The 12,674-nt window shown below is 75.0% G+C and carries 11 protein-coding genes; 7 read left to right on the top strand and 4 right to left on the bottom strand.

All coding sequences use genetic code 11. From position 1 onward, the window contains the following. Nucleotides 1–44: 44 nt before the first annotated feature. Nucleotides 45–1,028: an agmatinase gene (gene speB, locus BM223_RS10640; RefSeq protein WP_052138415.1), complete on the top strand. Its 984-nt coding sequence runs from the start codon at nt 45–47 to the stop codon at nt 1,026–1,028. A 12-nt stretch (nt 1,029–1,040) separates the two neighbouring features. On the opposite strand, the gene BM223_RS10635 is transcribed toward speB, so the two are convergent. Beyond that, nucleotides 1,041–1,520, bottom strand: a complete 480-nt coding sequence (locus BM223_RS10635) for a winged helix-turn-helix transcriptional regulator (protein ID WP_038683975.1) — start codon at nt 1,518–1,520, stop codon at nt 1,041–1,043. A gap of 100 nt (nt 1,521–1,620) precedes the next feature. Between BM223_RS10635 and BM223_RS10630 the strand changes: the two genes are divergently transcribed. After that, entirely contained in the window at nt 1,621–2,787 is a 1,167-nt protein-coding gene (locus BM223_RS10630; RefSeq protein ID WP_038677900.1) for a thiolase family protein, read from the top strand. Nucleotides 2,788–2,829: 42 nt separating this feature from the next. Here BM223_RS10630 and BM223_RS10625 read toward each other — a convergent pair whose 3' ends face one another. Together BM223_RS10625 and BM223_RS10620 are read right to left on the bottom strand one after the other, a co-directional pair. Further along, nucleotides 2,830–4,110, bottom strand: a complete 1,281-nt coding sequence (locus tag BM223_RS10625; protein WP_038677901.1) for a TolB-like translocation protein — start codon at nt 4,108–4,110, stop codon at nt 2,830–2,832. Next, the gene (locus BM223_RS10620) at nt 4,107–5,111 is read right to left on the bottom strand and encodes a hypothetical protein (RefSeq protein ID WP_038677902.1); all 1,005 of its coding nucleotides are present in this window, start codon (nt 5,109–5,111) and stop codon (nt 4,107–4,109) included. Before BM223_RS10620 ends, BM223_RS10625 begins: the two co-directional genes overlap by 4 nt. Before the next feature lie 107 nt (nt 5,112–5,218). Here BM223_RS10620 and BM223_RS10615 point away from each other — a divergent pair, with 107 nt between their 5' ends. The 5 genes from BM223_RS10615 (at nt 5,219) to BM223_RS10595 (ending at nt 11,917) form a co-directional block, all read left to right on the top strand. Then, nucleotides 5,219–5,980 carry a hypothetical protein gene (locus BM223_RS10615; RefSeq protein ID WP_038677903.1) on the top strand — a complete coding sequence of 254 codons (762 nt, stop codon included), beginning with the start codon at nt 5,219–5,221 and terminating at the stop codon, nt 5,978–5,980. 71 nt (nt 5,981–6,051) lie between these two features. After that, nucleotides 6,052–7,344, top strand: a complete 1,293-nt coding sequence (locus BM223_RS10610; RefSeq protein ID WP_052138416.1) for an FAD-binding oxidoreductase — start codon at nt 6,052–6,054, stop codon at nt 7,342–7,344. Next, nucleotides 7,344–8,639 (top strand): TolB-like translocation protein, encoded by a 1,296-nt coding sequence (locus BM223_RS10605; protein ID WP_038677904.1) that lies wholly within the window; start codon nt 7,344–7,346, stop codon nt 8,637–8,639. The genes BM223_RS10610 and BM223_RS10605 overlap by 1 nt, the downstream gene beginning before the upstream one ends. A gap of 27 nt (nt 8,640–8,666) precedes the next feature. After that, nucleotides 8,667–9,929, top strand: coding sequence for a BTAD domain-containing putative transcriptional regulator (locus BM223_RS10600; RefSeq protein ID WP_158510190.1), 1,263 nt, complete (start codon nt 8,667–8,669; stop codon nt 9,927–9,929). Further along, complete coding sequence (locus tag BM223_RS10595) at nt 9,926–11,917, top strand: sensor histidine kinase (protein WP_038677905.1); 1,992 nt, start codon at nt 9,926–9,928, stop codon at nt 11,915–11,917. The genes BM223_RS10600 and BM223_RS10595 overlap by 4 nt, the downstream gene beginning before the upstream one ends. A 41-nt stretch (nt 11,918–11,958) precedes the next feature. On the opposite strand, the gene BM223_RS28910 is transcribed toward BM223_RS10595, so the two are convergent. Further along, a complete protein-coding gene (locus BM223_RS28910) occupies nt 11,959–12,657 on the bottom strand; it encodes a hemerythrin domain-containing protein (RefSeq protein ID WP_052138418.1) in 699 nt (232 codons plus the stop codon). Nucleotides 12,658–12,674 lie beyond the last annotated feature (17 nt).

Raw genomic sequence — 12,674 nt, 5'->3', positions numbered from 1 at the left:
TCCTACGCTCGGCCGGGCCAGCCACCCCACCGGAGGAGTACCGAATGACCGAGGTCCCGCCCGCACCCGAGGCACGCACGACCGTGGGCCCGCCCGACGCGCTGCTCGCGATCCCGCGCTTCGCGGGCGCCGCCACCTTCGCCCGGCTGCCCCGGCTCGACGAGGTGGGCCGCGCCGACGTCGCCGTCCTCGGCGTCCCCTTCGACTCCGGCACGTCGTACCGGCCGGGCGCGCGGTTCGGCCCCGAGGCCGTGCGGGCCGGCTCGAAGCTCCTGCGGCCGTTCCACATCGGGCTCGAGGTCGAGCCCTGGAACACCCTGCAGGTCGCCGATGCCGGGGACGTCGGCGCGACGCCGTACGACATCGGCGAGGCGATCGCGACGATCGAGCAGGCCGCGCGGGGGCTGTACGGGAGCGCCGAGCGGATCATCACCCTCGGCGGCGACCACACGATCGCACTGCCCCTGCTCCGGGCGGCGCACGCGCAGCACGGCCCGGTCGCCCTGGTGCACTTCGACGCCCACCTCGACACCTGGGACAACCTGTTCGGTGCCCGCACCGTCCACGGCACCCCCTTCCGCCGAGCGGCGGAGGAGGGCCTGCTCGACGTCCACCACTCGGCCCACGTCGGGATCCGCAGCACGAACCCGTCGGCGCAGGACCTCATCGACGACAAGGAGCTCGGCTTCGCCACGATCACCACCCTCGACGTCGCCCGCCGCGGCATCGACGAGGCCGTCGACCGGCTCCGCTCCCGGGTGGGGGACCGCCCGGTCTACGTGAGCATCGACATCGACGTCCTCGACCCCGCCAACGCGCCGGGCACGGGCACGCCGGAGCCCGGCGGCCTGACGACCCGGGAGCTGCAGATGATCCTCTTCGGGCTCGCCGACCTCGACGTCATCGGGGCGGACGTGGTCGAGGTCGCGCCGGCCTACGACCACGCGCAGATCACGGCCCTGGCCGCGGCCGGGCTGACGTTCGACCTGCTCGCCATGATGGCGCGGCCGAACGTGCCCTGGAGCTGACCCGGCGCGGGCTCACGGAGCGCGGCGACCTCGTCGCAGCCGCACCTCGACCTCGTCCTCGCTGAGCTCGTGACCGGCGGCGCAGACGATGCGGACCTGCGCGGGCTCGGCGCAGCCGGCGTGGGCGAGCTCGAGCTGGTCGGCGCCGCCCGCGTGCCGCGCGCCCCAGACGAAGAGGCTCATCACGACCGGGACCAGCTCGGTGCCGGCGGGGGAGAGGGCGTACTCGTCGCGGGTGCGCGCGCCGTCGTCCTGGTAGGGACGGCGGACCAGCAGCCCGGCGTCGGTGAGCGCGCGGAGGTGGGTCGAGGCGGTCGCGGGGGAGACGCCGACGCGGGTCACGAAGTCGTCGAAGCGGCGGGTCCCGTAGTGCGCCTCGCGCATGATCAGCATCGCCGGGCGCGAGCCGACCACGGCCATGGCCTTCTCGATGGGGCAGTGGCCCACCGGCGACCAGGCCGTGCGGTCGTCGAGCGGAGCGTGCAGCCGCATGTCGTCCACCTCACCTTCCATCTGACTTCAGGAATCAATAGCCAGAGCGTAGCGTTCCCCTCCTGACTTCAATTCTCGGAAGTAGCCTCAGGAGGCCACCATGAACAACGCCGTCATCGTCGACGCCGTCCGGACGCCGCTCGCGAAGGGCAAGCCCGGCGGCGCGTACGCCGAGATCCACCCCGTCGACCTGCACGCCCACGCACTGCGGGCGATCGTCGACCGCACCGGCATCGACCCGGCCGCGATCGACGACGTCATCAGCGGAGCGGTCGGCCAGGTCGGGGAGCAGTCCGGCAACACGGCCCGGTGGGCGCTGCTCGCGGCCGGCTACCCCGAGAGCGTCCCCGGTGTCACCGTGGACCGGCAGTGCGGGAGCAGCCAGCAGGCGCTGCACTTCGCGGCCCAGGGCGTCATCGCCGGCGCGTACGACGTCGCGGTGGCCTCCGGCGTCGAGTCGATGAGCCGGATCCCCATCGGCAGCCAGTTCGCCGGCAAGGACTTCTTCGGCCCGCAGGTCCAGGCCCGCTACGAGGGCCGGCTGGTCCCGCAGGGCATCAGCGCGGAGCTCATCGCCCGGAAGTGGGGCCTCTCGCGCGCCGAGCTCGACGAGTACTCCGCGCTGTCGCACGAGCGCGCGGCCCGGGCGTGGAAGGACGGGCTGCTCGACAGCCAGGTCGCGTTCGTCAACGAGCTGCGCACTGACGAGACCATCCGCCCCGGGACCACCGCCGACGTCCTGGCCGGACTGCGGCCGGCCTTCTACAGCGAGGAGTGGGCGGCGGCGTACCCGGAGCTCGACTGGCGGATCACCGCCGGCAACAGCTCGCCGGTCAACGACGGCGCGGCCGCCGTCCTGGTCACCTCGGAGGACGCAGCCGCCCGGCTCGGCCTGCGGCCGCGGGCACGGGTGCACTCCTTCGCCGTGGTCGGCGACGACCCGGTGCTCATGCTGACCGGCATCATCCCGGCGACCCGGAAGGTGCTGGAGCGCGCGGGCCTGACGCTCGCCGACATCGACGCCTTCGAGGTCAACGAGGCCTTCGCGTCCGTCGTCCTGGCGTGGCAGAAGGAGACCGGCGCCGACCTCGACAAGGTCAACGTCAACGGCGGCGCGATCTCCATCGGCCACCCGCTCGGCGCCTCCGGCGCGCGGCTGGCGACCAGCCTGGTCAACGTCCTCGAGCAGCGCGGCGGCCGCTACGGGCTGCAGGTGATGTGCGAGGCCGGTGGCCTGGCCAACGCGACGATCATCGAGCGGGTCTGACGGACCCGCGCGGACCGGGCGCGGCCAGGCCGGCCCGACCGGTCAGCGCCGGACCCGCACCGCCGCCGAGACCACGGTCTTCGTCCGGAAGCCGGCCCGGGTGCCGGTCACCCGGACCCGGATCCGGTGACCGCGGTCCTTCTTGGTGACCTTGTAGCCGGTCCCGGTGGCCCGGGCGATCGGCCGGTCGTCGCGCAGCCACTGGTAGCGCAGGCCGGCCGCGGCGGGCGCGAGCACGGGGGCGGTCGCCTTGAGACGGCGGCCGGCCTTGGCCGTTCCGGTGACCCTGGGGGCGCGCACCACCGTGAAGGCGTACGTCGGACGCACTGCCTGCAGCGCCGCCGGCGAGTACGACGGAGCCGAGCCGCCGGGGATCACCCGGGTGGGCTGGACCGTGCAGGGTGCGGTCGGGCCGAGCAGCATCATCCAGATGCCGTCCGGCTCGGCCCAGGCGCCGCGCTCGCCGTCGGCAGACAGCGTGGGCGTGGCCGTGCCGAGCTGCGGGGTGGTGGCGCAGAAGGTCTCCGGGATGGGCGGGCGGCCACCGGTGCGGTAGTTGCCCGAGACCCGGTAGAACATGACGTGCGCGTCGTCGCCGGTGCTGCGGATGACCGCGGCATAGGGCGCCGTCCGGGAGACCTCGAAGTCGAAGATCGGCTGGTCGTCGGTGGTGTAGTCGTCCTCGTCGAACCAGTGCGTCGAGCCTCGGCCGAGGTCGAACAGGTTGATGTTGTCGATCAGGTCGGCGTTGACGGCGACCCGGCTGTCGGTGATCCACGACGGGTTGTCGTGGTAGACGACGCCCCAGGTGCCCGGCGGCGTGACCGAGGTCGACGAGGTGAACGCGGTGACGTACCGGATCCGGCAGGCCAGGTTGACCGGGCACGAGTACTTCTCGTACGTGTAGGCGATCTTGGTCCCGTCGGGGGAGACGGCGAGGTGCGCCGGCGGACCGCCGAGCAGCTCGCCCGCCGAGCTGGGGATGTCCGGCGGGTCGAGCACGCCGAGCACCGTCCCCCACTGGTCCATCCGGTAGACCAGGTTGCCGCGGCCGGCCACGATGTGGCCGTCGTCGGACGAGGTGGGCGAGCGCCACGGCGTCGCGGCGGTGCCGCCGGTGGTGACCTGGCGGGCCTGGGTGCCGTCCGCCCGGGCCACCCAGACGTTGTGCCCCTTGACGTAGGTGAGGGTCCCGGCGGCGGTGCTGGACGGCGCCGCCGGCGCCGCCTGGGCCTGTGCCTGCGCGGGTGCGGGCGCGGTGGCGGCGAGGGGCAGCGCGAGGAGCGCCGTGGTGAGGGCCGCGAGCGCGGCGCGCCGGATCACAGCCGGGCCTTGCGGGTCTCGGTGTACGACGCACCGCCGGCGAGCCGGTAGGTGAGCTTCACGCGCACGCCACCCGCCTTCTTGACCAGGCGCCGCTTCGCGGCAGGGATGGAGACCTTGACCGGGACCACCCGGCCGACGGCGGGGGTGACGCGGCGGACGGCGAGCGCGGGGCCACCCTCGAGCGGGGTGACCCGGACTTTGACGGTGCACCGGGCCGGGCAGCCGACGGGCGCCGAGACCTTCTTCGCCCCCGGCGTGAGCGTCGCCTTGCCCGGCTTGGGTGACGGCTTCGGTGTGGGCGGCACCTTCTTGACGAGGTGCAGGGTCAGGACGCCGTCGATCTCGTAGCTGCAGACCTCGGTCTGGCCGGGGATGTAGCCGGGGCAGGTGTCGGCTCCCTGCAGTGGCGGCAGCCCGCGCGCAGCGTGGAAGCGCAGCTCGAGCTTGTCGTCGCCGGCCCGGCCGTCCCAGAGGTCCGTGACGAGAGGGCCGTAGTGGTAGGTGATCGTCGACGACACGCCGTCGCTGTCGGTGCACTTGCCCGGCATGGTCAGGAGCGAGAAGGGGACGAACGCGTTGGCGCCCCGGGTCCGGTCGGGCAGCAGCGTCGGCCTCCCGCTGACGGTCGCCGTCGTCGCCTTGCACACGCGCTCGTGGCGCCCCGAGTTGGTGTGGGTGAAGCCGGAGCCGACCGCCGAGACGACCCGGACGGTGTTGCTGGCCGGGCTGAGCGAGAACAGGTCGAGGTCGTCCATCTTCACGCTGGGGAGGGTGCCCGCGATGGTGGCGGACACCGCGCGGTCGTCGTTGTCGTTGTCGGCCCAGTCGACCAGGAGGCTGTGGCTGACCTCGGCGGTGAAGGTGCCGCGGTAGACGTAGGTGGTGCCGGGCGGATCGCCCTGGGGGACGGCGTGGCCCGGAGCCACCGGGGCGGCGCTGAGCAGGGTGGCGCTCATGGCGCCGACGGCGGCCAGCCTGAGCAGGGTGCGGAGTCTCATGACGCGATCACACAAGGCGTGGTTGGGACGGCGCTGCGGTCGCACTGGGGACGGGTCTCCAACAAAGCCCCGCTGTGCTCCCGGCGCCCGCTGACAGCGTCGGCGCCATGGACCACACGACACGACTGGCCGCGACGATCGCGCTCCTCGCCGCCCTGGTGGGCGGGTGCGGGACGGACGACGAGCCGGCCCCTCCGAGCTTCGCCGGCAAGGCCCCGGCCGACCAGGTCGCGGCGGCCCGCACGGCGATGGCCGGCCTGCACGCCGTCCACCTGACCGGCACGCTGACCAACGCCGGCCGCCCGCTCGACGTCGACCTGGCGCTCGCCGACGACGGCAGCTGCGCCGGCACCCTGGGCGTCGACGGTGGCGTGGCCGAGGTCCGGGCCACCGAGGACGGGGCGTGGTTCCGCCCCGACGCGACGCTGTGGTCCTCGATCGTCGATGCCGATCCCGATGCCGACGACGCCGGCGAGCAGATCGCGGAGGTCGTCGGCGAGCGCTGGGTCGTCCTCGAGGACGACGACCTGCGGGCGCTGTGCGACTTCCGCTCGATCATGAGCAGCCTGATCTCGGCTCCCGAGGACGGCCGCGTCTACAGCAGCGCCGGGACCGAGGAGGTCGACGGCGCCCCGGCGCTGCGCATCCGCAGCGACGACGGGAACCAGGGCCGGGGCGCGGGCGGGGGCGGCACGACGTACGGGTACATCCGCGCGGACGCGCCCCACTACCTCGTGCGCACCGAGCGCCCGGGCGGCGAGGCGCCGGCCACGATGACGTTCTCCGACTTCGACGTCGTCCCGGACGTGGCCACGCCCGCCGCGGACGACGTCGTCGCTCCCGACGAGCTCGACGCGCTCGCCGGCTGACCACCAGTCCGTCTCCAGCGCGGCTCCAGCAGGCGCCGCGAACCTGTCCGCAACCCAACGAAGGAACATCCATGCCTGAGCAACTCCCCGTCTTCAACCTCGCCCAGCGCCATGCCCCGGCCGAGGTGGCCGAGCCGCGCAGCGCCGCCGAGGTCGCCGCCGTCGTACGCCGTGCGGCGGACGCCGGCCAGCAGGTCCACCCCGTCGGCACCGGTCACGGCTGGACCCACGCGATCGAGGGCGGCATCGCCCTCCTCACCCGCGGCCTGGCGGGCGTCACCGTCGACCCGGCCCGTGGCGTGGCCCGGATCGGCGCCGGCACCACGTGGGCGCAGGTCCTCGAGGCCACCGCCCCGCACGGGCTGACCCCGCTGGCGGGCTCGGCGCCCGGCGTCGGCGCGGTCGGCTACCTGCTCGGGGGCGGGCTCAGCCCGCTCGGGCGCACCTACGGCTGGGGCAGCGACTACCTGTGCTCCGCCGAGGTCGTCACCGGCACCGGCGAGGTCGTCACCGCCTCGGCGACCAGCCACCCGGAGCTGTTCTGGGCGCTCCTCGGCGGCAAGCACGTCCCCGGCGTCGTGACCTCGGTCGAGCTCGACCTGCTCCGCCTCACCCAGGTGTACGGCGGCGGCCTGTTCTTCGACGGCGCCGACGCCGAGGCGGTGCTGACCGAGTGGGCGGCCTGGTCCGCCGAGGTGCCCGCGCAGGTCAACACCTCCGTCGCGCTGCTGCAGCTGCCGGACGCCGAGCCGGTGCCGGCGCCGCTGCGCGGCCGGTACGTCGTGCACGTGCGGGTCGCCGTCCCGCTCGGGGCCGAGGAGAGCCCGGTGCTGGCCGCCGGTCTCGTCGAGCCGATGCGCAAGGTCGCGGAGCCGATCCTCGACACGCTCGCGGTGCTGCCCGCGGCCGCGATCGGCGCGGTGCACGCGGACCCCGACCAGCCGATGCCGGTGCTGGAGGCGGGTGCGCTGCTGCGCGCGTTCGACGCCGACGCCGCCCGCGCGGTGCTCGCCGCCGCCGGACCGCAGGCACGTGCGCCGCTGGCGGTCGTCGAGCTGCGGCTGCTGGGCGGACGCCTCGCCGAGGCGCCGGTCGTCCCCGACGCGGTCGCCGGGCGCGACGCGGCGTACGGGCTGTTCGTCGTCGGCGCCCCGGTGCCGGAGCTGTTCGAGGGCCCGATCCCCGCAGCTGTGGGGAGCCTCGCCCGCGCGCTCGCGCCCTGGGCGAACGGTGGCTTCCAGCCCAACTTCGTCGGCGCGCTCAACCAGCCGGCCGCCCTCGACACGGCCTGGCCGGCCGAGGTCCGCGAGCGGCTGGCGCAGGTCCGGGCGACCTACGACCCGGCCGGGATCGTGGGCCACTGATGGCGCTCCGCAGAGGGGCGCTCGCGACCGGTCTGCTCGCGCTGGTGGCGACGACCGCCGCCACCGCCGCCACCGCCGCCACGGCCGCCGCCACCCCGACCACCTCGACCACCCCGACCACCCCGAGCACCTCGGCCACCCCGACGGCGCCGGGTGCGCTCGTCTACATCAAGGACCACGACGTCCACATCGCGCGCCCCGACGGGACCGGCGAGCGCCGGCTGACCACCGACGGAACGGCCGCCGCGCCGTGGGTGTCGCCGTCCGGTGACGACCTGGGCACCGTGGTCGCCGCCCGGGGCACGAAGGTCTACCGGCTGAGCCGGACGGGCGCCGTGCTCGGCTCGTTCGACCCGCCGGACGTCTTCGACCAGTGGGGCTACCAGTACGGCGGCACCGTGGTCGCCGCGGCCGTCTCGCCCGACGGCAGCAAGATCGCCTACACCTACCGCGACTTCCACTGCGTGTTCACCGACTGCCGCGACTACGCGGCGAGCGGGGTGGGGGCGGCCGACGGGTCCGGATCGGTGCTGAGCCCGGGGGCGTCGGCCGACGACCACCCGAGCTGGGTGAGCGGCACCCGGCTGATCGGCAACGGCTCGCCCGGACAGGGGCTGCGCCTCTTCGACCTGCCGGGGCAGTCGCAGGACTGGTTCCACGACGGGGAGTTCCCGATGTTCGTGCCGCTCACCGAGCCGGTGGTCTCGCGCGACGGCCGGATGCTGGCGACCACCCGGGGGACGGGTGCGGCGGCCCGCGTGACGACGTACGAGATCAACGGCGACATCGTGGGCGGCAGCTTCCTGGCGCCCGCGACGACGGTGTGCCAGCAGCCGGGGACGGGCGCGCAGTCCAGCCCGGCGTTCGCTCCCGACGGCAGCGCCGTCGCGTGGGCCCAGGCCGACGGCATCTGGCTCAAGCCAGGTCCGCTGGACTGCGGGCAGCCCGCGCGCCGGGTCGTCGCCGGCGGTGGGGAGGTCTCCTGGACGTCGGTGAAGCTGCCGGACCCGCCGCCGGCCACGGTCCGGCTCACGCTGAAGGTCCCGCCCCGGCTGACCGGCAAGGCCCGCGTGGGCAAGGTGCTCAAGCTCCGCGGCGCGGTCTGGTCGACGACGCCGCGCACGGTGACCTACCAGTGGCTGCGCAACGGCAAGCCGGTCCCCGGCGCGCGCAAGGCGGCGTACCGGGTGACGAAGAAGGACCGTGGCAAGCGGATCTCGGTCCGCGTGGTCGCGAGCAAGCCGGGCCTCGTCGGGACGACGTGGACGAGCAAGCGCGTCAAGGTCCGGCGCTGACGGTCGCAGATGGCTAGCCTTTCGCGGGTGAGAGTGCGTGTGCTCGGCCCGGTCGAGGTCGAGGTCGACGGCCGGGTCCTCGACCTCGGCGCGCCCAAGCCGCGCCAGGTGCTGGCGGCGCTCGCGCTCCACCGCGGCCGGCCGGTCAGCCTCGACAGCCTCGTCGAGGCGCTGTGGGGCGACGAGCCGCCGGCCAGCCACGTCGTCACCGTGCAGGGCTACGTCGCCGGCCTGCGCAAGGTGCTGGAGCCGCAGCGGGCACCGCGGGGCGCCGGCACGGTCATCCAGACCTCGTCGCTGGGCTACGCCCTGCGGCTGCCCGCCGACGCCATCGACGCCGGGCTCCTCGAGGCCGCCGTCGACACCGCCGCGGCGACGCTGCGGACCGACCCGCAGCAACCCTGGACGCTCGCCGACGCTCCCGGTGCCGCCACCCTCGCCGAGGTCGCGGCCGCGCTCGACGAGGCGCTCGCGGCCTGGCGCGGCGAGCCCTACGTCGAGCTCGGCGACGCCCCGGCGCTCGCCGCCGAGCGCCACCGGCTGCGCGAGGTGCGCACGGCCGCCGTCGAGCTGCGGGAGCTGATCCGGATGCACGAGGGCGGGTCCGCCGAGGCCGCGCGCCGGCTCGGCAGCGAGACCGCCGCGCACCCGCACCGCGAGCGGCTCTGGCTGCTCCACGCCGCGGCCCTGGTGCGCGCCGACCGGCAGGTCGACGCGCTCACCGCGCTGCGCCGGCTGCGCGACACCCTGCGCGACGACCTCGGCGTCGACGCGAGTCCCGCCGTCGGCGTCCTCGAGACCGCGATCCTCCAGCAGCGCCTCGCGGGCGAGGTGCCCGCCGGGACGGGGGGCACCGGCCGCCCCGCGGACAGGTGCCGGGTCGCCGTCGTCGACGACCACCCGATGTTCCGGATGGGCATGACCGGGCTGCTCGGCTCGCTCGACGGGCTCGACCTCGTCGGCGCCGCCGGCGACGCCGCGGGCGCGCGCGAGCTGGTGGCGCGCGGTGTCGACGTCGTCCTCATGGACCTCGACCTCGGCGGCGAGTCGGGCATCGAGCTCACCCGCGACCTGCTGCGCGCGCACCCCGACCTCAAGGTCCTCGTGATGACCATGCACGAGGACGACGACCACGTCGCGCGGGCGCTCGAGGCCGGTGCGGCCGGCTACCTGCTCAAGTCGGCGGAGGCCGACGACGTGCAGCGCGCCATCCGCGGCGTCGCCCGCGGCGAGCTCATCATCGGCTCGGCGGTGGCGCGCGCCGCCCGCTCGCGCCTGGCCCGGCCGTGACCGCGCGCCGCGCCGGCTGGACGGGCTCGACCGGCTGGGCCGTCGTCGCCTGGCTGATCGCGCTCGCGTCGTGGCTGCTGGCCGCCGGCGCGATCGTCGCGCTCGCCGTGACCGGCGCCCAGCCCCCCAACGTGGCCGACTGGGTCATGGACGTCGTGACCGCCGCGGTCTACGGCGCGGTGGTGCTGATGATGCTGCCCCGGGCCCGGCACCCGGTGGTCTGGCTGCTGGCGCTGACCGCGCTCGGCTGCGGCGCCTCCGGTCTCACCACCGGCTACGTCGCGCTCGACGGCGACTGGCCGGCGCAGGACCTCGCCGTCTACCTGCCCTACTGGGCCTGGGTGCCGGGCGTCTACGCGACGGTGGCCGTCATCCCGCTGCTCGTCGTGCCCGGGGTGCGCCGGCGCTGGCCGGCGCTCGTCGTCGCGGGCGGCGCCATCGTGGCCTCGGTCGTGCCGAGCCTGACCGTGGTCGTGCCGGGGCTTCCGCCCAACCCGTTCGGCTTCGACGTCGCGTGGTGGCAGTCGATGATCCGCTCGTGGGGCCTGTGGCCCGACCGCTCGGTCGCCCTGCTCGGCGTCCTGGTGCTGGTCTGGCTGCTCGTGCGCGTGCGGCGCACTCCCGCCGCCGAGCGGCGCGGGCTGTCCTGGCTCCTTGCCGGGCACGCGGCGATGGTCGTGGCCCTGATCGCCTTCCTGCTGCCGCTGGCCGACGACTGGATGGGGCCGGCGGCCGAGCTGAGCGGGAGCCTCCTGCTGGTGGCCCAGCTGTTCCTGCCGGCCGCGCTGCTCGTGCTGGTGCTCGGCCAGCAGATGTGGGGCGTCGACACCCGGATCAACCGCGGCGTCGTCTGGGCGGTGATGACGGTGGCGATCGCGCTGGCCTACCTGGTGCTCATCGCCGTCACCGCCCAGCTGCTGCCCGGCCAGTCCGACGTCACGCTCGCGCTCGCCGTCGGTCTCGTCGGCCTCGGCTCGACGCCGCTGCGCCGCCTCGTGCAGCGCCGGGTCGACCGCCTCGTCTACGGCACCGGTGCCGACCCGGCCCGGCTGCTGTCGAGCGTCGAGGGCCAGGACGAGTTCGACGTCGACAGCCTCGCCGCGGGTCTGTGCCGCAGCCTCCGGCTGGCCGACGTCCACATCGTGACGGCGGCTCCCGGCGACGCCGGTCTCGACCCGGCCGCGGTCACCGCCGACGACCTGGTGCTGACGCTGACGAGCCGCGGGCGCGACGTCGGCGTCCTGGTCGCCCGGCCGCGGCCGGGGGAGCGGCTCGACCAGCGCACCACCCGGATGCTGACCGAGGTGGCCGGCCTGGTCGGCATGACCCTCGACCTGATCCAGTCGGTCGACGCCCTGACCACCGCCCGGCGCCGGATGGCCGGCGTCCGGCACGAGGAGCGGCGGATGCTGCGCCGCGACCTGCACGACGGCCTCGGCCCGGCCCTGGCCGGCATCCGGCTCGGCCTGGTCGCCGCCCGGGGCCTGCGCGAGCGGGACCCGGAGGCCGCCGAGGAGATGCTCGACATGCTCGAGCGCGAGCTGGCCCAGCAGGGCGAGGAGGTGCGCCGGCTGAGCCGCTCGCTCGTCCCCCTGGCCCTCGAGGACGGCGACCTCACGACGGCGCTCACCGCGCTCGCCGAGCGCTTCACCGGCGACGACCTCAGCGTGCAGGTCACGGTCGCCCCGGACGTCGAGCTGGAGCCGCCGGTGCAGGTCGCCGTCTACCAGATGGCGAGCGAGGCCCTGCTCAACGTCAGCCGGCACGCGCAGGCCAGCCGGTGCGAGGTGCACCTGCGCCGGCGGGCCGACGGCGACACCCTCTTCGTCGTCTCCGACGACGGGGTCGGCCTGCCCGCGGACAAGGTCGAGGGCATCGGGCTGCGCTCGATGCGCGAGCGCGCCGAGGAGCTCGGCGCCGTCCTCCGGCTGGGGACGGCGAGTGCCGGGCTCGGCAGCAGGGTCGAGCTCCGGCTCCCGGCGTCCTGACCGGTCCTGACTGGTCAGGACCGGTCCTGACCGGTCCGGGCTCAGCCGAAGACCTCTGACTCGCGGCGCTCGAAGCCGCGCCGCGCCGTGGCCAGCAGCAGCCGCATCCCGGGCCCGCCGATGGCGAGCACCCGGGCCGCCGCGGCCTCGTCGAGGCCCTTGAAGATCCACGGCAGGAACCGGCGGGCATGGCCGACCGACGGGCGTCCGCGGAACTTGTCGCGCTCGATGACCTCCCACTCGTCGCCGGCGACGTAGCGCTGCAGGATCGGCACCGCCGCGGACTCCTCGTGGCCCAGGTGCTGGTCGAGCGCGGCGTCCAGGTCGGCGAGGTCGTCGAGCAGGTCGTCCCGCACGTCCCGGTCCGCGCGCCGCGACAGCGCCGTGAACCCGGCGTCGCACGAGGTGAGCAGCGGGTCGAGCACGTCGTGCTCCTCCTCCATCTGCTCCAGCGTCCGGAGGCTGCCGAGGTCGGCCGCGGCCCGGGCGTGCCCGGCGAGCAGCGGCCAGAGGATCTCGTCCTCCTTGGTGTGGTGCGTGTGCAGCTCGGAGGTGAAGAGCCGCCACCGATCGGCCAGTCGGCCCCACGCCGGCTGGTCGTCGGCGGCGGCCCTCACGGCAGCGGCGCGGAAGTCGCGCAGGTCGCGGCGGAACGCGTGGTGCAGGACGTACATCATCGTCATGTCGGCAGGTCCGTCCGGGGCGGCGGCCTGGCCGGGCAGCAGGATCTGGTCGGTCATCGGGGTGACTCCTTCGT

The sequence above is a fragment of the Pimelobacter simplex genome (genome assembly GCF_900114845.1).
GTDB classification, from domain to species: Bacteria; Actinomycetota; Actinomycetes; order Propionibacteriales; family Nocardioidaceae; genus Nocardioides; species Nocardioides simplex.
Note: the sequence above shows the minus strand (reverse complement) of the source record. Positions and strands in the feature narration are given on the sequence as shown.

Coding starts and splice junctions, on each gene's coding strand:
- BM223_RS10615 (WP_038677903.1), top strand. CDS start 5,219: ATGGACCACACGACACGACTGGCCGCGACGATCGCGCTCCTCGCCGCC.
- BM223_RS28910 (WP_052138418.1), bottom strand. CDS start 12,657: ATGACCGACCAGATCCTGCTGCCCGGCCAGGCCGCCGCCCCGGACGGA.
- BM223_RS10630 (WP_038677900.1), top strand. CDS start 1,621: ATGAACAACGCCGTCATCGTCGACGCCGTCCGGACGCCGCTCGCGAAG.
- BM223_RS10620 (WP_038677902.1), bottom strand. CDS start 5,111: ATGAGACTCCGCACCCTGCTCAGGCTGGCCGCCGTCGGCGCCATGAGC.
- BM223_RS10605 (WP_038677904.1), top strand. CDS start 7,344: ATGGCGCTCCGCAGAGGGGCGCTCGCGACCGGTCTGCTCGCGCTGGTG.
- speB (WP_052138415.1), top strand. CDS start 45: ATGACCGAGGTCCCGCCCGCACCCGAGGCACGCACGACCGTGGGCCCG.
- BM223_RS10610 (WP_052138416.1), top strand. CDS start 6,052: ATGCCTGAGCAACTCCCCGTCTTCAACCTCGCCCAGCGCCATGCCCCG.
- BM223_RS10635 (WP_038683975.1), bottom strand. CDS start 1,520: ATGCGGCTGCACGCTCCGCTCGACGACCGCACGGCCTGGTCGCCGGTG.